Source organism: Haladaptatus sp. AB643, assembly GCF_024136975.1.
Classification (GTDB): Archaea; Halobacteriota; Halobacteria; order Halobacteriales; family Haladaptataceae; genus Haladaptatus.
On sequence record NZ_JAMYJW010000001.1, the window covers coordinates 908,379 to 932,060 of the forward strand.

At 61.8% G+C, this 23,682-nt stretch carries 26 protein-coding genes; 5 read left to right on the forward strand and 21 right to left on the reverse strand.

The annotated features are described in order from the left end of the window. Positions 1-8: 8 nt before the first annotated feature. The 4 genes from NKF25_RS04695 to NKF25_RS04710 all read right to left on the reverse strand — a co-directional run bounded on the left by NKF25_RS04695 (position 9) and on the right by NKF25_RS04710 (position 3,235). Entirely contained in the window at positions 9-881 is an 873-nt protein-coding gene (locus tag NKF25_RS04695; RefSeq protein WP_253225539.1) for an RNA-guided pseudouridylation complex pseudouridine synthase subunit Cbf5, read from the reverse strand. After that, positions 881-1,459 carry a (d)CMP kinase gene (cmk, locus tag NKF25_RS04700; RefSeq protein WP_253225540.1) on the reverse strand — a complete coding sequence of 193 codons (579 nt, stop codon included), beginning with the start codon at positions 1,457-1,459 and terminating at the stop codon, positions 881-883. Before cmk ends, NKF25_RS04695 begins: the two co-directional genes overlap by 1 nt. A 39-nt stretch (positions 1,460-1,498) precedes the next feature. Next, on the reverse strand, positions 1,499-2,413 hold the full coding sequence (locus NKF25_RS04705; protein WP_253225541.1) for a DUF106 domain-containing protein: 915 nt from the start codon (positions 2,411-2,413) through the stop codon (positions 1,499-1,501). 204 nt (positions 2,414-2,617) lie between these two features. Further along, positions 2,618-3,235: an adenylate kinase gene (locus tag NKF25_RS04710; RefSeq protein WP_253225542.1), complete on the reverse strand. Its 618-nt coding sequence runs from the start codon at positions 3,233-3,235 to the stop codon at positions 2,618-2,620. 87 nt (positions 3,236-3,322) lie between these two features. On the opposite strand from NKF25_RS04710, the gene NKF25_RS04715 reads away from it, so the two are divergent. Beyond that, entirely contained in the window at positions 3,323-3,739 is a 417-nt protein-coding gene (locus NKF25_RS04715; protein ID WP_253225543.1) for a hypothetical protein, read from the forward strand. Between the two features lie 15 nt (positions 3,740-3,754). Here NKF25_RS04715 and NKF25_RS04720 read toward each other — a convergent pair whose 3' ends face one another. Beyond that, the gene (locus NKF25_RS04720; RefSeq protein ID WP_066141808.1) at positions 3,755-4,507 is read right to left on the reverse strand and encodes a TrkA C-terminal domain-containing protein; all 753 of its coding nucleotides are present in this window, start codon (positions 4,505-4,507) and stop codon (positions 3,755-3,757) included. 176 nt (positions 4,508-4,683) lie between these two features. Here NKF25_RS04720 and NKF25_RS04725 point away from each other — a divergent pair, with 176 nt between their 5' ends. Then, positions 4,684-5,712, forward strand: coding sequence for a bifunctional oligoribonuclease/PAP phosphatase NrnA (locus NKF25_RS04725; protein WP_253225544.1), 1,029 nt, complete (start codon positions 4,684-4,686; stop codon positions 5,710-5,712). A gap of 16 nt (positions 5,713-5,728) precedes the next feature. Here the strand turns inward: NKF25_RS04725 and NKF25_RS04730 are convergent, their stop codons facing one another. The 3 genes from NKF25_RS04730 to NKF25_RS04740 all read right to left on the reverse strand — a co-directional run bounded on the left by NKF25_RS04730 (position 5,729) and on the right by NKF25_RS04740 (position 9,043). After that, positions 5,729-8,140, reverse strand: a complete 2,412-nt coding sequence (locus NKF25_RS04730) for an amino acid permease (RefSeq protein ID WP_253225545.1) — start codon at positions 8,138-8,140, stop codon at positions 5,729-5,731. 176 nt (positions 8,141-8,316) lie between these two features. Continuing rightward, positions 8,317-8,523 (reverse strand): hypothetical protein, encoded by a 207-nt coding sequence (locus NKF25_RS04735; RefSeq protein WP_066141815.1) that lies wholly within the window; start codon positions 8,521-8,523, stop codon positions 8,317-8,319. Between the two features lie 106 nt (positions 8,524-8,629). Continuing rightward, entirely contained in the window at positions 8,630-9,043 is a 414-nt protein-coding gene (locus NKF25_RS04740; RefSeq protein ID WP_253225546.1) for a hypothetical protein, read from the reverse strand. 179 nt (positions 9,044-9,222) lie between these two features. Between NKF25_RS04740 and NKF25_RS04745 the strand changes: the two genes are divergently transcribed. Then, complete coding sequence (locus tag NKF25_RS04745) at positions 9,223-10,191, forward strand: succinylglutamate desuccinylase/aspartoacylase family protein (RefSeq protein ID WP_253225547.1); 969 nt, start codon at positions 9,223-9,225, stop codon at positions 10,189-10,191. Here the strand turns inward: NKF25_RS04745 and NKF25_RS04750 are convergent. Next, positions 10,123-10,806, reverse strand: a complete 684-nt coding sequence (locus tag NKF25_RS04750; protein ID WP_253225548.1) for a S26 family signal peptidase — start codon at positions 10,804-10,806, stop codon at positions 10,123-10,125. The genes NKF25_RS04745 and NKF25_RS04750 overlap by 69 nt on opposite strands. A gap of 249 nt (positions 10,807-11,055) precedes the next feature. Beyond that, positions 11,056-12,027: an mRNA 3'-end processing factor gene (locus NKF25_RS04755; protein ID WP_253225549.1), complete on the reverse strand. Its 972-nt coding sequence runs from the start codon at positions 12,025-12,027 to the stop codon at positions 11,056-11,058. Positions 12,028-12,374: 347 nt separating this feature from the next. On the opposite strand from NKF25_RS04755, the gene NKF25_RS04760 reads away from it, so the two are divergent. Next, entirely contained in the window at positions 12,375-13,079 is a 705-nt protein-coding gene (locus NKF25_RS04760) for a 5-formyltetrahydrofolate cyclo-ligase (protein WP_253225550.1), read from the forward strand. A gap of 96 nt (positions 13,080-13,175) precedes the next feature. Further along, positions 13,176-14,198 carry a NosD domain-containing protein gene (locus tag NKF25_RS04765; protein WP_253225551.1) on the forward strand — a complete coding sequence of 341 codons (1,023 nt, stop codon included), beginning with the start codon at positions 13,176-13,178 and terminating at the stop codon, positions 14,196-14,198. Between the two features lie 13 nt (positions 14,199-14,211). Here NKF25_RS04765 and NKF25_RS04770 read toward each other — a convergent pair whose 3' ends face one another. From NKF25_RS04770 to NKF25_RS04820, 11 genes are all read right to left on the reverse strand, one after another. Beyond that, a complete protein-coding gene (locus tag NKF25_RS04770; RefSeq protein ID WP_253225552.1) occupies positions 14,212-15,210 on the reverse strand; it encodes an AI-2E family transporter in 999 nt (332 codons plus the stop codon). A 72-nt stretch (positions 15,211-15,282) separates the two neighbouring features. Then, positions 15,283-17,814, reverse strand: coding sequence for an N-6 DNA methylase (locus NKF25_RS04775; protein ID WP_253225553.1), 2,532 nt, complete (start codon positions 17,812-17,814; stop codon positions 15,283-15,285). Continuing rightward, entirely contained in the window at positions 17,811-18,011 is a 201-nt protein-coding gene (locus NKF25_RS04780; RefSeq protein ID WP_253225554.1) for a hypothetical protein, read from the reverse strand. The genes NKF25_RS04775 and NKF25_RS04780 overlap by 4 nt, the downstream gene beginning before the upstream one ends. Before the next feature lie 115 nt (positions 18,012-18,126). Then, positions 18,127-19,593, reverse strand: coding sequence for a preprotein translocase subunit SecY (gene secY / locus NKF25_RS04785; protein WP_253225555.1), 1,467 nt, complete (start codon positions 19,591-19,593; stop codon positions 18,127-18,129). A 249-nt stretch (positions 19,594-19,842) separates the two neighbouring features. Beyond that, positions 19,843-20,331 carry an uL15m family ribosomal protein gene (locus tag NKF25_RS04790; protein ID WP_066141831.1) on the reverse strand — a complete coding sequence of 163 codons (489 nt, stop codon included), beginning with the start codon at positions 20,329-20,331 and terminating at the stop codon, positions 19,843-19,845. A gap of 2 nt (positions 20,332-20,333) precedes the next feature. After that, positions 20,334-20,798 carry a 50S ribosomal protein L30 gene (rpmD, locus tag NKF25_RS04795; protein WP_066141834.1) on the reverse strand — a complete coding sequence of 155 codons (465 nt, stop codon included), beginning with the start codon at positions 20,796-20,798 and terminating at the stop codon, positions 20,334-20,336. After that, the gene (locus NKF25_RS04800; protein WP_066141837.1) at positions 20,798-21,439 is read right to left on the reverse strand and encodes a 30S ribosomal protein S5; all 642 of its coding nucleotides are present in this window, start codon (positions 21,437-21,439) and stop codon (positions 20,798-20,800) included. Before NKF25_RS04800 ends, rpmD begins: the two co-directional genes overlap by 1 nt. A 1-nt stretch (position 21,440) precedes the next feature. Beyond that, entirely contained in the window at positions 21,441-21,995 is a 555-nt protein-coding gene (locus NKF25_RS04805) for a 50S ribosomal protein L18 (protein ID WP_253225556.1), read from the reverse strand. A gap of 2 nt (positions 21,996-21,997) precedes the next feature. Continuing rightward, the gene (locus NKF25_RS04810) at positions 21,998-22,438 is read right to left on the reverse strand and encodes a 50S ribosomal protein L19e (protein ID WP_253225557.1); all 441 of its coding nucleotides are present in this window, start codon (positions 22,436-22,438) and stop codon (positions 21,998-22,000) included. Beyond that, complete coding sequence (locus NKF25_RS04815; RefSeq protein ID WP_253225558.1) at positions 22,431-23,141, reverse strand: 50S ribosomal protein L32e; 711 nt, start codon at positions 23,139-23,141, stop codon at positions 22,431-22,433. The genes NKF25_RS04810 and NKF25_RS04815 overlap by 8 nt, the downstream gene beginning before the upstream one ends. A gap of 3 nt (positions 23,142-23,144) precedes the next feature. Beyond that, positions 23,145-23,681 carry a 50S ribosomal protein L6 gene (locus NKF25_RS04820; protein WP_066141849.1) on the reverse strand — a complete coding sequence of 179 codons (537 nt, stop codon included), beginning with the start codon at positions 23,679-23,681 and terminating at the stop codon, positions 23,145-23,147. Position 23,682 lies beyond the last annotated feature (1 nt).

A 23,682-nucleotide genomic window follows, 5' to 3' on the forward strand; every position in this document is an offset into this window, starting at 1 on the left:
GGAAATCGCTACACCAACACGCGCTCCAGTTCCACGACCGTCCCCTCCTCCGCATCCGCATCGCCGACCATGTGACCGAGACAGACGGCCGCGCCGTTCGGCGTGTAGCAGGCGACGAGTTGGCCTTCGTCCGCTTCTTCGGCGTCGATGACGCCCGGCGCGTACACCTGTGCACCCTGTGCGACCTGCTCGGCCGCGTTGGGGGCGATGGTCACGCTTGGCAGGTGGGTCAGCGCGTCCTCGGCGGGGCGGACGACCTCACGTAGCCAGTCGTCCTCGCCCTCCTCCCGCCAGCGCGCCAGCGCGTCCGAGAGGTCGTGGAGCGTCACGAGGTCGGTGTCGTCGAACGGGCCGGTGGCGGTTCGACGGAGGTGACCCATGTGTGCGCCCGTCCCGAGCGCGAGGCCGATGTCGTGACAGAGTTTTCTGATATAGGTCCCGCTCTCGCAGCGAATTCGGAGAAGCGCCTGTCGGTCCTGCACTTCCAGGGTGTCCAACTCGTAGATTTCGCGCACGCGGAGTCGTCGCGAGACGGCGCTCTTTCGCGGCGGTTTCTGATACAGCGGTGCCTCGAACTCCGAGACGATGGCTTCGAGGTCGGCTGGCGCGGTGTCGTGCAGTTCGAGGACGGAGACGTACTCCTTCGAACCCTCCAGAAAGACCTGCGAGAGGCGGGTCGCATCGCCGGTCAGCGTCGGCAGACACCCCGTGACCTTCGGGTCGAGCGTGCCCGAGTGTGCGGCTTGCTCGACGGCACAGAGGTCCCGCACCCACGCCGCGACCTGGTGGGCCGACGGGCCGGGCGGTTTGTCGAGATTGACGACGCCGAATTCGAGGAGTTCGCGTGGCGAACGTTCGGTTGGTGGGCCGCGAAGCGTCATCAGAAATCGTACGAGATGCCTTCGGTGGGGTACTTTCCTTCGTCGGACTCTACCTCGTAGTTCTCGATGGCGGTCGTGAGCATGGCGAGAACGTCGTCGGGGTTCCAACGGGCGGTGTTGATGCTTAGGTCGTAGATAGTGAGGTCGTTGATGTCGATACCGTAATATTCCTCGTAGCGCTGTGCCTCGCTGCCCGCACGGGCGCGGGTTTCGGTCGCCGCCTGCTTCACGGACTTGTCCTCGCGGTCGGAGATACGGGCCGCACGAACGTCGAGCGGTGCGTTGAGCCAGATTCTGAAATCGGCGTAGTCCCCGGCGAGCCATCCGGCGAGTCGGGATTCGAGGACGAGGTCGTCCTCCTGCGTGGCGATTTCCCGCAGTCGTCGATCCAAATCGCGGTCGATTTCCTCGTCCTCCTCGGCCAGTTTGTTGAATTCGAGCGGCGTCAGATCGCGTTCCGCGGCGAGTTCGCGGAAGATGTCGCCGCCGCTGACGTGGTCCAGATCGAACGCGTTTGCGAGTCCCTCCGCAGTCGTGCTCTTCCCACTCCCCGGTGGGCCTGAGACGGTCAATAACATATGTGCCCTCGCACGGGCACCAAGAAAGAGGTTTTGAACTTAGGTCGGCGTCGTCTGGATGTTCAGCGCCTTCCGGATGAGTTGCGTGAACGCCATCGAGCAAAGGAAGTACCAGACGATCCACGCCATCATCGGGCCGATGACTGGCCCTTTCCACTTCGTGAGGCCGATCATCGGGAGGATGATATGATCCGGCGTTACGGGCGTCGGATTGCCGCCGATGCGCCAGTACATCCAGAGGAACGCCGGGATGGTGATGAACATCGACCAGACCATCGGGCGGAACTGCTCCTTGAACATCCCCGTCTGGTCGCCCATGGCTTCCATCTGCTCCTGGCGGATGGCTTCCATCTCCTGCTCGTTGCCGCGTTCCTTCGCTTCCTTCTGACGCTCCTGGATGTCCTTCATGCGCTCCTGATACATGCTCATCTTCTCCATGTCCATCAGGTTGTCCTGCAGGAGCGTGGTGTACAGTCCCGTCAGCATGGAGACGATCATGATGACGATGTAGAACGGGAGCGCGTGATCTATCGGGCCGAGGACGACGTTGACGACGCTCCCGACGGCGGCTTTGATGGTGTTGTTGGAGTAACCCAAGAACAACCCGATGCTCGCCACCGCCGCGAGTTTGTCCCACATCGACCATGAGGTCGATTCCATGTCGTCCAAGTCACTCGACGAAGAGGAAGTAGTCGTCGTCGCCGCCGTTCCGGAATCATCGAGCGCGTCGGCGACTTCGTCGGGGTCCGACAGTTCGAATCCGTGAATTCCATCCTCGAGAATCCCCTTCTCTATCAAGCGACCCCACTGACCGCTCGTGAGGTCGTCGTTTACGTCCTGCCATTGGACTTCGTCCGACCCCTCGTCGGTCCGCTCGTAGATGACCGAGAGGGCGTCGGCCATCGCCGGGTCCTCGGCGATGAGCGTTTCTACCTTCTTCGCTGTCCGTGCCATTACAGCACGATTAGAATTCGGCGTTAATCAACCTTCGCCATCGACACGGGCGTTACGGCAACCGACGGGAACGTCGGGAAGACGAGATACCGAAACGGTACGTAGACAAGCGGCGTTCGGACACCGACTCGATACGCTCCCCGAAACGGAATCAACGAAGCCACACGAAAAAGAACGCTCGTTTGAATACCGCTGAACGCGTCTCTACGCTTCTTCTTCTATCGTTTCACGGATATCGTCCCACACCTCGTCGGGCGTCTGCTCTCCGTCGATGCGGATGAGTTCGCCGGACTCGTCGAAGTGGTCGATGACGGGTTCCGTGTTCTCGTGGTAGACGCGGAGGCGTTCCCGAACCGTTTCCTCGGTGTCGTCGTCACGCTGGACGAGTCGTTCCTTGACCGCTTCGTCCTCTGCGGGGTTGTATTCGACGTGGTAGATGTCGCCCGTTTCGGGGTCGAGACGACGGCCGGTCAGTCGGCCGACGAGTTCGTCCTCGCTCACGTCGAGGTACAGGACGATGTCGAGGTCGGTGATGTCGGCCAGATACTCCGCCTGCGAGAGGTTTCGCGGGTAGCCGTCGAGGACGTAGCCGTCTGCCTCGGACAGCGCGGCGTTCACGATTTCGTTCACGACCGGGTCGGGAACGAGTTCGCCCTCGTCCATGAAACTCGCGGGCGTTCCGTGTTCGGTCTCCATGTGCTTGTTCGCCCGAAGCGCGTCGCCGGTCGTGACGTGTTCTACGTCGAATTCGTCGGCGATTCGCGCACTCTGTGTCCCTTTCCCAGCACCGGGCGCACCCAAAATCAGGATGTTCGGGTTCATGCAATCACCTGCGATGTCCTCGCATAAAGGCTTACGGAAAGGGAGCAGGGCACCCGGTTTTTGTCGGCACGGGACGAACCTTTCAGTATGACTCGATTCAGCGCGGACACACCGACGGAACGCCGGAAACTCGTCGTGGACGCCATCACCGCACACCGCGAGCGTACGAGCGCGTTCTGCACGCTCCAAGCCGACGTGGAAAGCGAAGCGCGGGAGGAAGACGATTCCGAGGAGGAACTGGAGTTACCGCCGTGGATCCAGTTCGGCGACCGCACGCTCAACCTGGACTGTACCGAGGAAGAACTGGAGCGACTCAAGGACCTGCTCCGGGAGTTCCCGGCCTTCAAAATCGAGCAGTTGGAGAGTCCGGAGGACGCCGATGGAACGAACGTCCGTATCAGCGCGAAGGCCGACGCCAACCGTATCGCGCAGTTCGTCGAACGCGCGTTCCGCGAGGTGTATGGCTGTTCGGAGTCGGTGACGCTGTGGGCCGTCGAAGTGTGAAATTCGTCGCGGAGATCAGACGGTCGCGGTCCCGGAAAAGCCCTCCAAGGCGTCGTCCGACACTCCTTCGCGTGAGAACACGGTAACGACGTCGTCGGGGCGGATTCGGGTGTCCCCCCGCGGCGTCAGCATCGAATCGTCGCGTTCGATGGCGATGACGAGGATGTCGTCGCCGATGAGTCCCTCGGCACCGGCCTCCTTGAGCGTCTTGTCGGCGATGGGTGAGTCCTCGCTGATGGCCAATTCCGCGACGTCGGCTTCCCCGGAGAGGCTGACGAAGTCGGTCATCGAGATGTGGCTCCCCTCCTTGTCGGGGCCGAACGGGTGGTACGGCTGGAACCGCTCGTTCTGGATGAGGTCTTCGCCCTCGATTTCCAGCCCGCGGTTCGACAGTTCGCGGGCGATACGCGAGAGGTCGCTGGTGTCCTTCCCGACTGCTTTGACCTGGATGTTCCCGCGACCGGTCATGAGTTCCCGGACGTTGACCACGCCGGGTATTTCGAGGATTCGTTGCGCGAGCGTCTCGCGGTTCGGGACCGGCGCGGTACACGTGAACTGGTTCGTCAGTCGTCCATCGACGCGTTCGAAATCGACGTTCGCGTGGAACCCCGTGAGGATACCGTGGTCTTCGAGTTGTTGAATCCGGTTGCGTATCGTCCCCGACGAGACGTTGACTTCGCTCGCAATCTGCGGGGCGGAGGTGTCACGCGCGTTCCGCATCAGATAGTAAATTATCCGCCGGTCGATTTCGTCGAGCCGATATCCCATACGGAACAGTAGTCCCAAGGACGTTAAACCGTTTTTCGCCTGCGGCCGGGATTCGTCGGCGAATCGCGTTCGAGATGCCGGGTAATCTGGGCCTACCGGGGTAACAGTTACAATCCTCGATGTTGACGACTGATTAACACGTCGTTCGGCCTCATCCGGCCGGACGGTCTCAACGAATGTCCCTCGATACGAGCCTCCGCAAACCCACAGATCGGTGCGATTCGCTGCTTTCCGTACTTGACGGTGCCGAATCCTTGTCCGTCGTGTGTCACAACAATCCCGACCCGGATAGCATCAGCAGCGCGCTCGCACTGGCCGCAATCGCGGAGTCGGCGAGCGTCGCCGACGTGGACCTGTACTACAGCGGGAAGATAACGCACCAGCAAAATCGGGCGATGGTCAACCTGTTGGACGTGGACCTGTGCCCCTTCTCCGAGGAGTGTCTCGATTCGACGGATCTCATGGGGTTCGTCGATCACGCCGTCCCCGGTCAGAACAACCGCGTGCCCGACGGCTACGTCCCCGACATCGTCATCGACCACCATCCGAACGAGTCGGTCGAGGGGGTCCACGTGGACCACCGGGAGGAAATCGGCGCGACGGCGTCAATCCTGACCGAGTACCTGGTCGAACTCGATATGGAACTCGACGCCCGACTGGCGACCGCGCTGTTGTTCGGCATTCGACGCGAGACGCTCGAATTCACGCGCGATGCCACGGAAGCGGAGTACACGAACGCCCGGTATCTCCATCCGCACGCGGACGTGGACCTGCTCCGCCGCCTCTCGGATTCGTTGTTCACCCACGAAACCCTCGACTCCATCGCCGATGCGATTCAGAATCGCGTCGTCAAAGGGTCGCATCTCGTCTCACACGCCGGACGGACGACCGAACGGGATACGCTCCCCCAGGCGGCGGACTACTTACTCAACCTTGAGGGGGTTTCCACCACGCTCGTTTTCGGCATCATCGACGAGATGATCCACCTGAGCGCACGGACGCGAAACCCCCGCGTTCATGCGGGCAACCTCATGACCGAGGCGTTCGGCGATATCGGAAGCGTCGGCGGTCATCGAGCGATGGCGGGCGGCGCGATTCCGCTCGGCCTGTTCGGCGCGCTCGACGACCGCGACGATGCACTCGTGGAACTCGTGAGCGAGGTGCTCACCGAGCGGTTCTTCGAACAGGTCGTCGGGACGCCGTAAAACCGAAAGGGGGGCGTCAGCGCAGCAAACGCGAGAGCCAAGAGGTGATACCGAGGTGGCGCTTCGCCATGATGATGGTGCTCTTCGAGCGCCAACCGACCTGCTCCGGCAGCGCGCCGAAGACGAACTGTTGGAGCAGTCCTTCCCGCGTCGCGCCGATGATGGTCAGGTCGTGCTGGCCGGTTCGTTCGACGATGGTGTCGACGACGTCGTTGCCGGTGAGCAGTTCGGTCGTGACGGTCGTCCCCTCGTCGAACGACGCCTTCGCGTCTTCGAGAATCTCCTCCGCGTCCGACCGCTCGCTCTCGCTCGCGTCCGGACGGACGACGTGTACGACTTCGACGGTCGCGTCGTTCGAACGTGCGACGTGTTCGGCCACCTCGACGGCGAGTTCGGCGTGTGGGCCACCGGCGGTCGGGACGAGGATGGATTCGACCCGCTTTTCATCCGGTCCGATTCGTTCGACCAACACGTCACAAGGGGCATTTTGGACGACTTCGTCCACGTTGCTTCCGAGGACGATATCGCGTCGGGCGCTCGTGCGCTGGCCCTTCCACCCCATCAGCACGGTGTCGCTGTCGTACTGTTCGACGGTGTTGAGGATGGCCTTCGAGATGTCGTGGCCGATCCGGATCGTCCCGCTGACGGGAACGTCGCTGTCCTTGGCGACTTCCATCGCCTCCCGCAACACCGCACGCTTGGGGTCCACGAACTTCCGACCTTCCTCGATCGGCGTCTGCTGTGGTACCGTGACGATGCTCATGACGAGAATCTCGGCGTTCCGATCACGCGCGATGCTGATCGCGGTACGCATCAATTGCGGTACGCTCTCGGGGTTGGCGATGGGGACGACGATCTGGTTGTCGGTCTCCGACGGGACGCGTTCGGTGACGATGGTCGGCGTCTCCTTCTCCAACTTCTCGACTTCCTTGTTGCGGGAGTAGCCGTAGTAGATGGCGAGACCAAGCCCCATCCAGATGACGGTCGTGACGAGCGCGACGAACCCCTCCGAATTCGCTCCGATTCCGGGTTCGAGTCCCAGTTCGAGCAGGAGGAACGGCGTCAGGAGGAACTGGAGGACGAGGCCGATGAGCGGCGGCCACGGCATGTATGGAATCCTGTACGTCCGGGGCAAGTCGGGATGCGTCTGGCGCATCCGAATGACCGTCCAGTTCACCTGCACGAACAGCAGGATGAACATGAGGTCGGCCGAGGCCGCGACGCTCTCGATGGGGAGCGTGACGGCCATGGCGATGATAAGGACCGAAGAAAGCGCGAGTGCGATGTGCGGCGTGCGCTTTTCCGGGTGGATGTTGTCGAACATCGCCGGAAGCACTCGATCACGACCCATCGCGAACGACACTCGACTGGACGAGAAGATGGTCGCGTTGAGCGCCGAGAGCGTCGCCGCCAATCCTGCGATCAACAGGAGCGGGATACCGTACGGGACGAACGACCCCGCCGCTTGGATGATACCGAGTTCTCCGAGGTCGCCGAGGAGATTCCACGTCGGGACGTTCGCGGGCGACCCGCTTATGCCTGCGATGTTGAGCAGGTGCTGGGTCACGTCGATACCGCCGATGGCGGCGAACGAGACGAGGACGTAGATGGGGACGACGATGATCATCGAGTAGAAGATTGCTTTCGGGATGTTTTTCCCAGGGCTGACGACTTCCTCTCCCGACTGAACGATGATCTCGTACCCCTCGAAGGCGATGTAGGTGAACCCCATCGCGCCGAGGATGCCGACGAAGCCGTTCGGTGCGAACGACGGATTACTGACGAACTTCGCGGTCCAATCGGGCGTGGTCAGCGTCGCTTTGATGCCAAAGACGACGAAGACGCCGAGGATTATCAGTTTGAGACCGGTGACGATAATCCCGGCAGTGCCGGTCTCCTCCGCGCCGCGGAAGTTGATGTAGGCGAAGAGGAGGACGACCAGCACGGCCATCCCCTTCTCGGCCACGATGGGCGTCACAAAGCCGAACAACGCGAAGTCGTGCGTGAGGCCGGTTCCGTAGATGACGAACTCGACGAAGAACGTCCCGAAGGTGACGGCGTACAGGGCACACGCGACGGCGTGTGCGAACCAACTCATCCATCCGGCGTAGAACCCGTTGGGGTCCACGAGCGCCTCCTTTACCCAGAGGTAGCCCCCACCGGCCTCCGGGAACGCCGCGCCGAGTTCCGCGTAGGAGATGGCGGTGAACATCGCCACGAACCCGTTGAGGATGAACGCGACGGTGAGCGCCGGACCGGCGATACCCGCCGCGAATCCGGTCAGGGCGAAGACGCCCGCCCCGATCATCGCGCCGACACCGATGAACGTGATATCGAACAGGCTCATGTCGCGCGAGAGTTCGGTCTCGACGGAACCGTCCTCGACGCCCCCACTCGCCGCGTCCGACTCGGTCGAACTACGGTCCATCTTCCTCACCTCGCTCCCCACCGAGTAAAGCTCTGCCGTGGTCGTTTGTTATCGGCACCATTATTTCGTATTCCCCAATATAGTTGGAGGTATAATACTGTTTCCGTATTCTATTTATAAGGATGTTTCTGGGAGTCCATCCCTGGCGCGAAAATAGTTCCGATGGTACCTTCGCTTTAGAGCTCTTCGTGAATCCAATAATGGGAGATTTGGGAGGCATCCACCCAGTGGACCTGGTCGTCGGCGTCGATGCGGATGAACGGCTCCTCCTCGAACTCGACATTGTGAGTGTGGAGTTCGAGCTCCTCCCCATCCCCGAGCTTGACCATTATCTCACCCTTCTCCTGAAGGCCGTCTTCCAGCCGTTGGTAAATGGATGTCATTCCATCGATTTCGACATCGGGATCACTCAAAAGATTTGTTGCCAACGGAAGGAAATATTATTAGACGAGAGTCCTTTCTGCGGAATCCGACGGTCGGAATTTCGGTTCACGCAACGCCGTTGTCCCGGAGCAGGTCAGCCAGCACGTGAAAGTACAGTACGATGGCGGTGAAGACGGCGACAGGCGGCCAGAGGACGATCAACACGCCGACGAGAACGCCGCCGATGGCGACGTGTGAGAGGATACGCAGGTGTTCCAGTTCCGCATTGTCCACGTCCTCGAACACCCAATCCTGATCACCGAACGCGTCCCGAGGGTTCGCCAGACATGCACGGAGATGCCGCCAACTGCCCGTTTCGAAACGCGTGAGAACGAAGTGATCCAGATCGATGAAGACGCTCAACAGCACCCCGTAGACGAACAGGGCGGCGAGCAGTGGCGTACCGAATCGACCCGAAAGCGGAACGAGGAGAAGCGCCGAAACCACGGCACCGATGGCGAAGTGTTCCCGCGAGTACATTGATCAGGCGAATCGACATCGTCTCCGGGCTAAAAGATGGCGTTCGTCACATCTTCCTTATCACTTTCACTAGATGGTGAATATATTTATACTATAGTTCTCCCGTGTGAATACGAACCACGGTACCGGAAAACGAACTTCGCTACGTTCAAGGTGTCTCTCCCGCAGTACTGCATTCAATGGGAGGACACAGCGCGGAGCGAATCCCGCTCGCCCGACTGCCGTCGGGCGTCGAACTCGAAACGACGATACACACTTACGAAGGTGCCGAAGACGGCCCGACCCTCTACGTGCAGGCGGCCCAGCACGGCCGCGAAATCAACGGAAGCGAAGTGCTCCGACGGTTCCACGAGGAGATCGAGACGGAGACCCTCGCGGGCCGAATCGTGGCGGTACCGGTCGCCGACCCGCTCACGTTCGACCGGGTGTCGTACACCACGCCCGAGCAGTTGGACAGCATCAACCCGAACATGAACCGGGTCTGGCCCGGCGACCCCGACGGCACGATTCACGAGCGCATGGCGGCGACGCTCTGGGAGTACGCCAGCGAGGCGGACGCCATCGTGGACCTCCACACCGGCAGCCCGAACATGATGACCCACGTCGTCTTCATGGAAGGCGACGAGGAGTCACGGGCGTTGGCGGAAGCCTTCGGCACCAACCTCCTGCTCTCTGAAGAGGCGGGCGACGACGCCGACGTGGAGTGGTCCGAGCGCAACTTCGGCGGCAAGTTCCGCGTCGCGGCCACGCGCGAAGGAATCCCGTCCATCACGCCGGAGCTCGCACACAACAAGGAAGTCGTCGAAAACGCGGTCGAAACCGGGCTTACCGGACTCACGAACGTCTGCCGACAGCTCGGAATGCTCCCCGCATCGCCGCTGGAGAACGGGGAGAAAATACTTGCCCGAAATCATCTCGGTCGCGTCGATGCCGACGATTCCGGATTGTTCGTCGTGGAGTCGAACCACGAAATCGGCGACGAAGTCGAGGCAGGAGAGCGCATCGGGACCCTGTACGACCCGGCGACGTACGAGGTTCGACAAGAAGTAGAAACCGACCGCGACGGAATCCTCTACGCGCTAACCCGCGAATCGACCGTATGCGGGGGCGGCAAGCTGTTGAGTGTGGCGCTCCTCCGCGAGGAGTGAGAGCGCCGTACCGTTCCGTTCCATCCCCGAGCCAGTTCGTGAAGAACGGGACCCCGTGAACGTCACGCTGTTCTTCGAGGAATGAGAGAGCGCCGGTGACAGTTCCCCGATTTTCGGGACGCGAACGATAGCAACGCCGATGATCCAGTCGGGACGAACCGGCGAGGAGATGCCGACCGCTTGGTCGTAATACCCGTTCGCGTCCCCTTTGGTGATGAATCCCGAATGCGGTGCCGGACAGTTCCGAAGTTGGGCACAGCTATCCGCACCCGCGACGTACGATGCATTCGCTTTGTCGTACCAGTTTTCGCCCTTCGTGACCCAGAACCGCGCTCGATGGAGGACGGGAATCGCCGAGTCGTTTCCGTACGGATGGTAGACGAGGACGTTGCCGGGACCACCGAGCGTCTCGAAACCGTCCTCCTTCCCGCTCTGTGCCGAAACGACGCCATCCCGACTGTCCGGCGGCGTGACGCGGTGTTTGTCCATCACCACGACCACGTCCGTCCGGTTGACGTGCGGCGACATGCTCCCGCTGATGACGGTGTACGCGGGCGGCCAGACGCCCAGCGTCACCACGAAGAGAATACTCACGACGAGAACGACGGCGACCACGCTGGCAATCAATCGACGGAGGCTGAACACGACACGGTGGGACGCGAACTACGAGCTTTGTTATCGTCCACCTGCAAAACGGAACGTAGTCCTTTCCGCCGAGCTAGCGAGTGACAGTGACAGCGATACTGCCGGGCAGTGACGGCGATACTGCCGGACAGTGACGACTATACTGCCGATAAGTATCGTGCGCGACAGGAACCGAAAGGCGGGACCCATCCCCCGGAAATCGAACGCTACCCGTCGTAGTCACTCGCTTCCGAAGTCGAGAAGCGACCGCTGGTGGCGCATCAACGGACGAGCGTCGTATCCGAGCTTCTGGAGGTGCCCCGCGAACTCGTCGGCGAATCCGTGTTGCGTGTAGACGATTTCGGGGTCCACCGCTTCCACGGTCGAAACGAGTTCGTCGAAATCGCAGTGATCGGAGAGCGGAAACGTCACGTCGTAGCCCCCGCGGTAGCGATAGGAACTCGTGACGGCCCAACCGGAGAAGCCGACCATCGACCCGCCGACCCGCTCAACGAGGTCCCGAACCCAGTCCGTTCGGGAGCGGTTGGACGGGAGCACGACGATTTCGTCGCCCGCGAGCCCGTTCGCCTCGAACGGTCCCGCGTCGAAGGTGATGTCCGTCGTCGCCTCGATGGCCTCGTTCACGTTCCGAATCGCGTCGCTGACGACGATGGGGCGGTTCGTCGCCCGCCGAGCGAGATGCTGGAGTTTCCCCGCCCGTCCGAGCGAGTAGCCGAACAGGAACAGCGGTTCGTCGTGGTCGGCGAGCCAATCGCAGATTTCGCCCTCCAACTCCTCCTGGGGCGGAAAGCGATACTGCGGGTCGCCGTATGTCGTCTCCATCACCAGCACGTCGGCGGGGACCGGGTCGAACCCGTCGAGGTACTGTCTGTCCCGAGTCGAGAAGTCCCCGGTGTACAGATACCGGCGGTCGTCCTCGCCCTCGACGAGCGTCGCCCGCGACCCGACGACGTGTCCCGCCGGGAGGAGTTCGATGCCCGGAACGGTGTCGGTGTACTCGAACTCCGCGCCCGTCCGCGCTCGAACGAGCGCGGCGGTTTCGGCCGAACAGAGCACCGTCTCCGGCGTCGTCCGAAACGTGTGGTCGGCGTGGGCGTGGCTCACGACGTTCACGTCACCCACGGCGCTGCGGGCGTCCGCGACGATGGTCCGGTCCGTCTCGATGTGGATGCCGTCCCGCAGTCGAATCACGGTCGATGTTGGGACGCGATGGATTTGAACCCGCCGAGACGGTCCTGCTCATCTCACGTCCGTTCGACTGCGCGGGCGTGCGACTCGTCTGCTCAAATCCCAGTGGACAGTTTCACTGACACGAGTCGTCAGCGCCACCTAGCGGCGTCGCTTACGGAGTTGCGTCAGTGAAAAGTGCGCTGGCTGGGATTTGAACTCGCCGAGACGGTTTCGTGATTCAGACGGTTTCACTTGGAATCTGCGAGGATAGTCGAGTAGGTGACAACCATTCGACTATTGTGGGCCTGTCGATCCCGCATGGCCAGTCAAGCGTTGCGTTGAAGTCGTCGTGACGAACCACTCTCCCTATGGACAAAGCCGACCTCCGCGACAGAATCTGGACGCAGTTGGAGGACGAGGGAATCGCTCGGTTTCCGTTCCCTCCACACGGTCGGATTCCGAACTTCGCAGGCGCGAAGGAGGCGGCCGACCGACTCGCCGAACTTCCGGAGTGGCAGGAGGCGTCGGTCATCAAGGCGAATCCAGACGCGCCACAGTTGCCGGTTCGACGGCGGGCGCTCCGGGAGGGGAAGGTCGTCTACATGGCCCAACCACGCCTTCGGGACGAAAAGCCGTTCATGAAACTCGACCCGCCGGAAATCGAGGACACGGACGCCGCGGCGACGGTGTCGAAGATGGACGGCTACGCCGAACCCGTCGCACCGGACGACGTTCCCCACGTGGATTTCATCGTCTCCGGGAGCGTCGCGGTGACGGAGGCGGGAACCCGGATCGGAAAGGGCGAGGGATACAGCGACCTCGAATTCGCCGTCCTGCACGCGTTGGGGGCGGCGGACGACGATACGACGATAGCGACGACGGTCCACGAAGTACAACTGGTCGACGACGCGCCAGCGCCGGAACCCCACGACGTGCCGATGGACGTCGTGGTGACGCCCGAGCGCGTCGTCCGGACGGAGACGACGGTCGAGCGACCGGACGGTATCGACTGGGAGGTACTTCCGGAGGAAAAGATCGAGGAGATTCCGCTTCTCCAGCGATTACAGCCGTGATTTCGAATCCGGTTGTCACCGCAACCCGAAGACAACGGACGGTTATACGAGGGAGATGAGCAAATAACGAACCGTGAGCACGGCGAGTGTGTTGACATGCGCCGCGACGTTCCGAGGCTACTCACGACGCTACTCATCGTTTCGCTGGTCGTCGTCTCCCTCACCGCAGGTGCTGGAGTCCGCCCCGCTGCGGGGCAGGAAAACGCCGCTGACGGCACGGGGATCGATAGCTGTACGACGATTTCGTCGCCGGGACGCTACACGCTCACCGGCGATATCCGAAACGTGACGGTCGGTACGTGCCTTCGAATCACGGCGAACGACGTGACGCTCGACGGACGCGGGCACCGAGTCGACGGCGTCCGTGCGTTCGGTACCTCCGGCGTCCTCGTGACCGGCGGATCGAACGTCACGGTCCGGAACGTTGGGGCGACCGACTGGGACGATGGAATCCGGTTCGTCGGAACCCGGAACGCGAGGGTGGCCGAAACGACCACCGCCCGCAACCGCGTCGGACTGTCCCTCGTTTCGTTTCGGGATAGCGAGGTCGTGGACAACGTCGCCCGCTCGAACGCCGTGGCTGGCGTCTTCCTCGTCGGCAGCAGTTCGAACAACACCCTCCGAAACACCACGGTGAACGACAACGCCTTGGTCGGCATCCAACTCGTGGAAGCCACTCGAAACACCGTCGTTGGCACCGTCGCGCGCGGAAACGAGTTCGGCGTCGCCCTGCTTGGTGCCAACCGAAACACGGTCCGTGGGAGCGTGGCGACCGGAAACCACATCGCTGGACTGTGGCTCTCCGCGGCGAGCGACAACCGAATCCGCAACAACCGCGTTTCGAACCGATTCTACGGCATCTACCTCGCCGACGGTGCCCGGAACAACACGATCGAATCGAACGTCGCCCGTGAGAACTCCGTCGGCATCCGGTTGCGGTCGAGCGACCGCAACGCCATTCTCGACAATCGGCTCGTGAACAGCCGAGACGCCGGAATCCTCCTCATTTCGAGCGACCGAAATCGCCTCGTCGGAAACCGAGGAACCGGAAATCGACGGAGAATCGCCGTTTCGTCGTCGTCCGACGGAAACACGCGGTCGAACAACTCCGTGGAGTAGTTTCGTCGAACATTCACACGTCGGCGTACTCGCGGGCGAACACCGTGAGCAGTATGCGGAGCATCCCGAGGACGATGGGGCCGAAGAACAGCCCCATGAAGCCGAACACGTAGACGCCGCCGAAGATGCCGACCACGAGGATGCCCGGATTCAGCTTCGCCTCCCGCCCGCTGACTATCGGTCGAAGGTAGTTGTCCGAGAGGCTGATGACGAAGGTGCCGTAGAGGAACAGGAACCCTGCCGCAACCGGCCGATTTACGAGGAGGAGGTAGGCGGACGCCGGGAGCCAGACGACGGAGGCTCCGACGAGCGGAAGCAGGGAGAGCAGCGTCGTCACGACCGTCCAGAACACCACGCCCGGGACTCCCGCGATGACGAATCCGATGCCGGTCAGGATGCCCTGTACGATTGCGACGAGGACGTTGCCGACCAACACGCCCCACATCACCCGGTCCATCTCGGAGTACAGTTCGTCCTGTACGTCGTCGTGGAGGGGCGTACACCGGCGAATCCAGGCGACGAACTCCTCCCCGCCGGTGAGCAGGTAGTAGAGCACGAACACCATCACGGTGAGACCGATGAGGGCGTTCGAGACGCCGCCGAAGATACCGAGCGCGTTGTCCACCAGACGTGAGGAACTTCCCGCTGGCAGGAGTTCCTGTAACGTTCGACCGTGGATGGTGATGCCGGTGTATCGTTCGACCAACGCGATGAGTTCGGCGACCTGCTGGTCGCCACGAGCGATCACTCGGAGGAGCGTGAGCGCCTGCCGGGCGGCGATTGCCAGGAGCGCCGTGACGGGAACGAGGACGACGAGCGTGGTGAGGACGAGGAGCGAGAGTGCGGATACCCGAGTGCCGACGCGGTGTTTCAACCGGCGTTGAACGGGGAACAGGACGTATCCCAACAGGATTGCGGCCAACACGTACTGGAGAAACGGTTTGACGAGCAGAATTGAGAGGAGGCCGAACACGGCGATGAGAAACAGTAGGAATCCGCGTTCCCGATTCATGCCGGAGAAACGACGGGAGGGCGTATAAATCAGCACGAAGGACATCGAATGGAGTCCGCGGTACCGAAGCGTTCAATCGTCGAACTCGATCTCGATGTCGTCCTCCAACGCGTCCAACGTCCGAACCGCCGATTCGACCTCACAGCCTTTCGTTCGGCGGGCCGATTTCATCGTCCGTGCGATCGTGCGTATTCGCTCGGCACTCACGTCGAGGTCGAGCACGTCGATGATCACATCGTCGATGGCGGTTTGTCCACTGTCGTCGCCAGCGGCTAATCGCTCGAACCCCTCCCGAACCGTCGCTTTCTGCTCGTCCGTCAACGCTTCCGGGTCGACGACCCGAAGGGTTCGAAGGTCGGAACTGGAGAGGTTGATCGCTCCCCCACCCGTCACCCTCCCGTGGCTCTCGATCACGATTTTCGAGAGGCTGGCGTTCAACAACCCGAGCAGGAGCGTCACGTCCCCCTGTCGAGGGTGGACGAGCAGGAACCGGTTGCTGGCAACGACTTCCCCATCAGTTCGGAAGAAGAACCGACGCGTGTCCATCGCCTGCGGGCAGACGATGGGTGCCGTTTTGTCGTCCAATCCACCCATCGCGAACCACGGGTCGTTGATCCGCACGGAGTCGTTCGTGCTCGATGGGTGATCGTCGGCCCATCGAAGATAGGCGGCCACGCCGTCGTGGCCATCCCATTCGAGCGCCGAGATGACGCGAGTTTCGTTGGAGACCGTGGCGACATCGTCGCAGTCCCCATCGGCGGATTCGGACGAGGAGAGCACCGTCTCCGCGTATTTGGCAACGTCCAGCATCCACTTCTCCGCGTCGTCCACCGAGTGCTCGTACCCATCGACTTCCTTCACGCTCTTTATCGCCGGGCGGAGGAATCCGTCTTCGATTCGGCGGACCCAGTCTCCGTCCGTATCGAGGATGAAGACGGGGTTCGCTCCGGTTTTCTTCCCCCGCGTGACGGTGGCAATCTCGGACAGCGAAACCGTCTCGGGGTGTTCGAGAACCACGGTGTAGAGTGCCGGAGCCGTGACGTAGTGATGCAATTTCCCGCCGAGACGTGCCATCAAATGCGACTGAGCGACGGTAATGGTCCGATGGCTCCGTTCGCTTCTGATTCGAAGGTTCCCGGAACCCGTCGCGTCACGGTCGATCACGTCGATGACGTCGTCCGGGTCCATCCGCTCGTTGAGACGGACGAAGTTCGTCCGCGTGTTCCGTCGTGCCGTCGCGTCGTCGGTCCGTTCCAATAGCAACAACACCGTGTCCACGAGCGCATCCTCGAACAGGCGGTTTCGAAACCCGACCACCGCTTCGACCTTGTAGTGGTCGTAGAGGAATCGCTGCAGCGACGGACCGTAATCCGCGGTCATCCACTTCGTCGGCACGATCCACGCCACCCGTGCGCCCTCCCGAAGAAAGCCCGTGACGTGCGTCAGAAAGTAACAGTACAGATCGCTCCGTCCGTCGAGCGCTTCCCCCGAATCCAGCGCTTCGAGATGCTCGCGGAAATGCTCCCGATCCGTGGCGATGGACTCCTGTCGAACGTAGGGTGGATTCGCAACCGTCGCGTCGAACGTTCCGACGGCTTCCGGGTCGAGGTCGAAGAAGTCACGGTGATGAACGAAGCGTTCGTCCGCCTGTTCGTGGCTGTTTCGCGCCGCCAGGTTCACCTCGGTCAGCAGAAGCGGGAACTCGTCGATGTCCACGGCCGTGAGTTGCCGAAGCAGATCCCGATGCGAACGGTCCCCTGACCCCAACGTATCCAGTCGCCTATAGGCCTCCACGAGAAGCGACCCGGACCCGCTCGCCGGGTCGAGTACCCTGTCGCTCGGTGACCGAACCGCCCAGCGGGCGAGCAGTCGCCCGATTTCGTCCGGCGTGTAGAACTGGCCGAGTTCCGCCCGTTCCTCGGCCGGGATGAGCTTCTGGTACACACGCCCGAGAACGTCGGTTTCGATGTCGTCCAACGGTTCGCGCTCGACGCTCCTCGCGAACCCTTCCAATCGTTCCAGCGTCCCACCGTCGTTCGGTATCTTGCTCCAAAACCCGTCGCTCGAATCCTTCCACGCCTCGGTTGCAGATTCCGCTCCCGCTTCGTTCGATTCATGGTCGACATCTCGAAGGCGTCCATCGAACACGATGCGTGCCACCAGTAAACAGCCGTACTGTTGGGCGGCGATCCGAACCGCTCGGTCGAAATCCGAATCGAGGGGATAGCCGTTTTCGTCCGCCCACGTCGCCATCGAGTCGTGAAAGCCGTCGTCCTCCTCGAACGCGTCGGCGATGAGCGACTCGTATCGCGGCACGAGGGTGGCGTGAAAGCTTCGAAGCCGACCGACGAAGAAATCGCCGAACCGAATCGGCGATTCCGTGCCCTCCTGTAGCGCCACCGCGTCCCGAAGGAGTTCCCCGCAGAATTCGGCCATCGACCGGGTTCGCAAGTTGTACCCTCGCCGGGTGAACTCCGAGACGTCGGTCGTCGGGGATGCGCTCTCGGAGTTCGGACGACGAAAGAGGAACGCGTCGTTCTCGTTGACCGTCGCAAAGACGCGGGTTCCGTTCTCACGGGCGTTCCGTATCCCTCGCTCGATCACGTCTCCGAGTGCGGGTCCACATCGGACGGTACCGCTTCGAGTACGACGGCGTCACGGCGGGACGACGGAACGAGAACGCTTGCGCTGTCACCGTCCGCACGAGATTCGTCGGGAACCTCGAACGGCGTCTCGTGTGCCGAAACGTACGTCGCCATCGCGGAACGGAGACGGGAACGAAACACGAACGCCGAGTCCATGGTCCGTGCATCACCGGCATTATTCAAGAAGTTTCCCCGGGTTCGGCTGATACGCTTTGCCAAACTGGTGGTGAAAAAACGGAACCGCAGTGAAAATCGGAAGTCTGTGACGACCTTATCCGCCGAACATCTCGCGCATCATCGGATGCATCTCCATTAGCTGCTCTTCAGCGATCTCCTCGTACAACTTGTACGTGATGGACACCGCGAGCAGCAGCGAGGTACCGGAGGTGCCACCGATGGTACCGAGCATGTTCGCCAGGACGGCCAGCAGGCCGACCAGCGCGCCGCCGAGGACGGTGACCTGCGGGATGTACCGCTCCATCACCTTCTCGATGACGCCCGTGTTCTGACGGAAACCGGGAATCTGCATCCCGGAGTTCTGGATCTGTTTCGCGGTCGATTCGGGACCCATGTCCGCCGTCTCCACCCAGAAGACCGCGAAGATGGCACCGCCGACGACCATGAACCCGAGGTCAAGACCGACGCGGACCAGGACCTGCCACCATGCTTGGGGGAGGGAGTTGGCCCACCACATCCACTGATTCGGACTCTGGATGGGTGCGAGGTAGTAGAATATCCCGCCGGTAGGGTATCCGCTACTACCGTAGACACCGAGCCACGCGGGCATGTTCCCGTGGAATTGCTGGTTCAGGATGCGCCCGAGGAACTGGATGTTCGCCTGCAGGGCGCGGACGAGGATCATCGGCAGGACGCTCGCGTAGATGAGCTTCACGGGGAAGCGACCGCGCGCACCCTTCACTCGTGCGTGGCTCAACGGTATCTCGACGCGCACGCTCTCCGCGTACACGACGACGATGAAGATGAGTATCGTCGTGGTGAGCGCGATGATTTGCCCACCGCCGAACAGGAGGTACTGGATACCTCCCGCCGTGAGCAGCGAGATGTTCTCCGCGTTCCCGGTGATGATGTCGATCCACTGCGGGATGAGGCCGGTGTAGGTACCGAGGCCCTTCGGCGAGATGAGACCGCCGACGAGGCTCTGGCTGACGTTGGCGACGATGAACAGCCCGATACCGCTCCCGACACCCCACTTGCTGACGATCTCGTCCATGAACAGGATGAGGATCGCGCCGATGAAGATCTGGGCGAAGATGAGCCACTGGACGCCGAAGTCGCCGATGCCGAGGCTGGCAGCGACCTGGTCGTTCACCGGCAGGAACCCGCCGATGAACACCATCGGCAGCCCTTCGAGACAGACCATCACGACGACCAGCAGCTTTTGTAGGCCCTGATAGAGCACTTGGTCGCGTGGGTCGTCAGTGTCCAGTCCCAACAGGTCCGCACCGCCGAGCAACTGGAGGACGATGCTCGCGGTGACGATCGGTCCGATACCGAGGTGCAGGACAGTTCCTCGTCCACCGCCGAGTATCGAACGGAAGTTACCGAAGATATCGGCACCTTGGTTCGCCCCGTATAGGTAGACGTTTGTCAGGAAGAAGTACAGCAGTAACACTCCCCCCGTCCACATCAGCTTGCGCTTGAAGGGTATGTGTCCCTCCGGGCGCTGGACGGCGGGCATTCGTGTGAGGACTGGTTCAGCAGTCTCTTTCCAACCCATGTTCAACATCAATTCGCACCTCCCTACATGTATCTCCTTCGACTCGCATCACAGACAAAAATAGATAGTATAATGTAGCGAGGGGGCCACAGAATACGGTCTCGGGCGGTTTAGGGTAATCCAAGAAACGGCCACAAAGTTTTAAGCTCGAAGCCACACTTCATTCTCAACTCAGAAAAACGCAATTATGTCTCGATCAGCGTTGCTACTCGACAGGGAACTGCATCAAAAAACGGTCAACGAACGGAGTTATTCCGCGTCGTCTTCGTCTTCGCTTTCGCCGAACTCCTCTTCCTGGGCCCGGTCGCTCAGGACGGCGTCGCCGTCCGCTTCCTCGATGAGTTCGACCGCGGATGCCGAGAAGGCGTCCGCAGTGATGTCGAGGCTGTTGCGAACCTGACCGCTGCCGAGCACCTTGACGGCGTCAGCGTCCCAGCCGTCGTCGACGACATCGCGTGCGTCGAGCTGGTAGCCGTCGTCGGTCTCCTCGGCGACTCCCTCGGCCGCGTACAGCGCGGCGTCTTCGTCGAGTTTCTGCACGGAAACGGTGAGCACCGTTTCCTTCGAGTCTTCGGGTCGGGAGAACCCGTGCTTTCCGAGCGGTTCGTAGTTGTGGAACTCGTGTTTTGCGCGACCGGCGCGTCCGCGACCACCACGGTGTCCGGCACCGCGGCGGTTCTTGTGGGTTCCGCCCCCGTGCGTCCGCGAGCCACGCTGGCGTCGTTTCTTGCTCGTCATGGTTATCGCATCGCCTTGAGGAGCGTGCTGATTTCCTCTGTCGTGTGTTTGCCGAGCTGGCCTCCTTCCTTCGTCGGGTGCTTGATACCCTCGTGTCCACCACGCGGTGGGTGAAGGCGGAGGACGGGCGTCAGGCCCTGCTCACGGAGCGTCGTCTCGTCGTCGAGGAGCGCGCTCGTGAGGTCGGCAACGTCGTCGTAGTCGGTGTTCTCTGCGATCCACTCGTCGTCGACCTCGTCGCTGCCTTCGAGCGGCTGTGCTCGCTTGGCGAGAACCGTCTCCAAGACCTCCTGGTCGGGTTCCCCGTGGGCGACGAAGTCGTTGACCTTCGTGATCATGCCGCGGTAGGTCTCCGATTCCGGAACCAGCGCGCAGTGATTGACCTTGTGGATGTTGAGCATCGACAGGGTGTCACGAATGTCCTGGTTCATGTTGACCTCACCGCGAACTTGGACGACTGCTTCCATCAGTCAGCCACCTCCGGTTCCTCGTCGGGACGGGCGCGCGGCCCACGCGCTTGGGAGGCGTTCTCCAGCGCGTTGTACGTCGCCTTGGCGAGGTTGAGCGTCGTTCGCGTGTTGCCGTGGCTCTTCGTCCAGGCGTTCTCGACTCCCGCGAGTTCGAGGATTTTGCGAACGGTGTCGGTCGCTGCGAGACCCAATCCGGCCGGTGCCGGGATGAGTTCGACCTCGACACTGCCCGCCTTCCCCTTCGTTCGGTGGGTGAGCGAGTGCGGTCGGTCGCTTCGGTCTTCCCACGACCCTGCGCCGCGGGGAACGTCGATGATGTTCAGCTTTGCAATCTCGATAGCCTTCTGGATGGCACCACCGACCTGATCGTCTCGACCTTCCGCGTAGCCGACGAAGCCGTCGCGGTTGCCGATAGCACAGACGCAGCGGAACTTCACCCGCCGACCGGAGTCGGTCATGCGCTGGACCATGTTGATGTCCAGCACTTCGTCTTCGAGACCGGGAAGGAGCTGATCGACGAGCTCCGGCTCCTTGAGCGGAAGGCCGGAGTTCAGCGCCTCCTCCATCGTCTCGATGTCGCCATCGGCGACCTTTCGGCCGAGACGAGTCTGGGGTTGCCAGCCGTTTCTGTTACTCATATTATTCGTCCTCCTGGAGCTTCGAGAGCACTTCGTCGAAGTGCTCGGGTAGTTCTGTGGCGTCGAAATCCCCGCTGTACAGCGGGTCGTCCAGCTGTTCAGCGTACTCGGCGATGTGCTCGCCGCGGTTACGCGACCAGTCAGCCATCACGCTTTCGTTGTGGGGGATGTCGAGACCAGCGTCGATTGCACCTTCCTGTACTGCGAACGCCTTACTGCCGGGCGTCGCCGTGTTGAGACCGATGTCGAGCACTGCCTCATCGTAATCAGTGTCGAGTGCGCGTTTGCCGAGCAGATATCCAGTGAGGTACGCGCTGGGGATGTTGCCCGTCGGGGCCTCCCAGCCGTACTCCGCCAGATCGCCGGAGTAAGCACTCGCAACTGTGTTGTCGCCGTCGGGACCCATCGTGACCAGCTGTGCCCTGACATGCTGGTTGCTCTTCCGAGCGACCAGACGTGGCTTACCCGATTTCAGCAGGCGCAACCTTTGATGGTAGTCAGTCCGGACCTCACGGCGGCGGCGCATCGGCACCTTGTATCGTGGTCCAGTTGCCATTGTTAGTAGTTGTTCTCTATGTAGTTCAGCAGGTATTGCACGCTACGGAACTCCCCGCCTTTGGCCTTGTCGTACAGAGCGCGGTACTGCGTCTGCGTGATTTCGCCGTCAGCACGGAGTTCGCGGAGCTTGCGTCGCTGTGCGCGGATTTGGTTCGTCCATTCCTCTTTCGAGTTCTTACGGCCGCCCTTCTTCCCTTTGCGGGTTCCGGGTCCGGTTCGATGTCCGTAAGCGCGTTTCGCGTTGCGCTCACGGGCACGGCCGCGGGAGTTGCTCTTTGCATCCTTCGACTGGATCGACCCGTCGTCGACCAGTTCGCGGATGTCCTCTCGGGTAATCGCGTCAGCGATGGCACCCTGTGCGTCGGGGTCGAACCAAACGCGGTTCTTACCGACGTCGAGGACGTCCGATGCGAGTTTCTTCTGTGCACTCAAGTCACTCATTGTCTACCTCCACTTCGACGTAGGTTGGGTTGAGCACGCGAATGCCGTCGTCCTCGGCGACTTCCTCGATACGCTCGCGTTTGCGAGCGCCGACTTTCGAGGCGATGCGAACCGCTTCGGTGTCGCCGTCCACGCCGTCGAGATCATCGACGTTGTGAACGCGAACCTCGTCGAAGCCGCTCGGGTGCTTGCCCCGAACCGCTTTCGGCGTGCGGTAGCCCGCCTCGACCATGTCGCCTTTGCCCTTGATTCCCCGGCGCTGCTTGCTGAGGTTTCCGCGCGGCTTGCGCCACGACGAGGGCGTGCGCTTTTTCTTGTGGTAGTCCTGTCGATTGAACTGCGGGGTCCCGACACGCTCTCGCTGCTTGAGCAGTCGTGCCTCCTCGTCTTCGAGGTCGGGCGTCTTCTCGGTCAGCCCGCGGGGTTGCAGTTCGGTTTCGACGTCTTCGGCCGGTTCTTCCTCCTCGGCCTCCGATTCCTCTTCTTCGATCTCGGCTTCGGTCTCCTCTTCGACTTCGAGGCTTCCGACGTCCGCCTTGATACGGGCAGCGAGTGCGTTGCCGATTCCGTCGACTTCCGCGAGGTCCGATTGCTCGGCGGCTTTGATGTCCTCGACGGACTCGAAGCCTTCCTCACGGAGCGATTCGGCCTTGCTCTCGCCAACACCGCTGATGTCTTCGATCTGTTCTGGTTCGTCTGCCATCTATCAGGCACCTCCCGTGGACGGCTTCTCGGTAATGTAGACGCCGTCCTGGAACACGCGCGTGTCTTTACCCGACACGCGGGTGAGTTGTTCGATGTCTGCGGCGGTCTGACCGACGTCTTCGATACTTGGGCCGCGCAGGCTCAGTTCCTCGTCGCTGACCTCGACGACGGTGTCCCCGTGGACGTTCGTTCGTCGTGGCGCTTTCTCTCCGAGGAAGTTCTCGATGACGACTTCGTCGCCCTCGGAACGGACCTGCATCGGGAAGTGAGAGTAGAAGACTTCCATCTTGTACTCCCACTCCTCGCTCACGCCGTGGACCATGTTTCGCACGTGGCTCTCGAACGTTCCCACCGTCGCGTTCGTTTTCGCGTCGGTGACGTCGCTCTCGATGACCACTGCGTCGTCTTCGACCGTGACACTGATGTTCGGGTACCAGAGCCGTCGCGTGACGGATCCCTCCGGCCCTTCGATGGTCACGTCGAGGTGGTCTACGTCGGCGGACACCTCGTCCGGAATTTCGATTTCTACTCGTGGCATT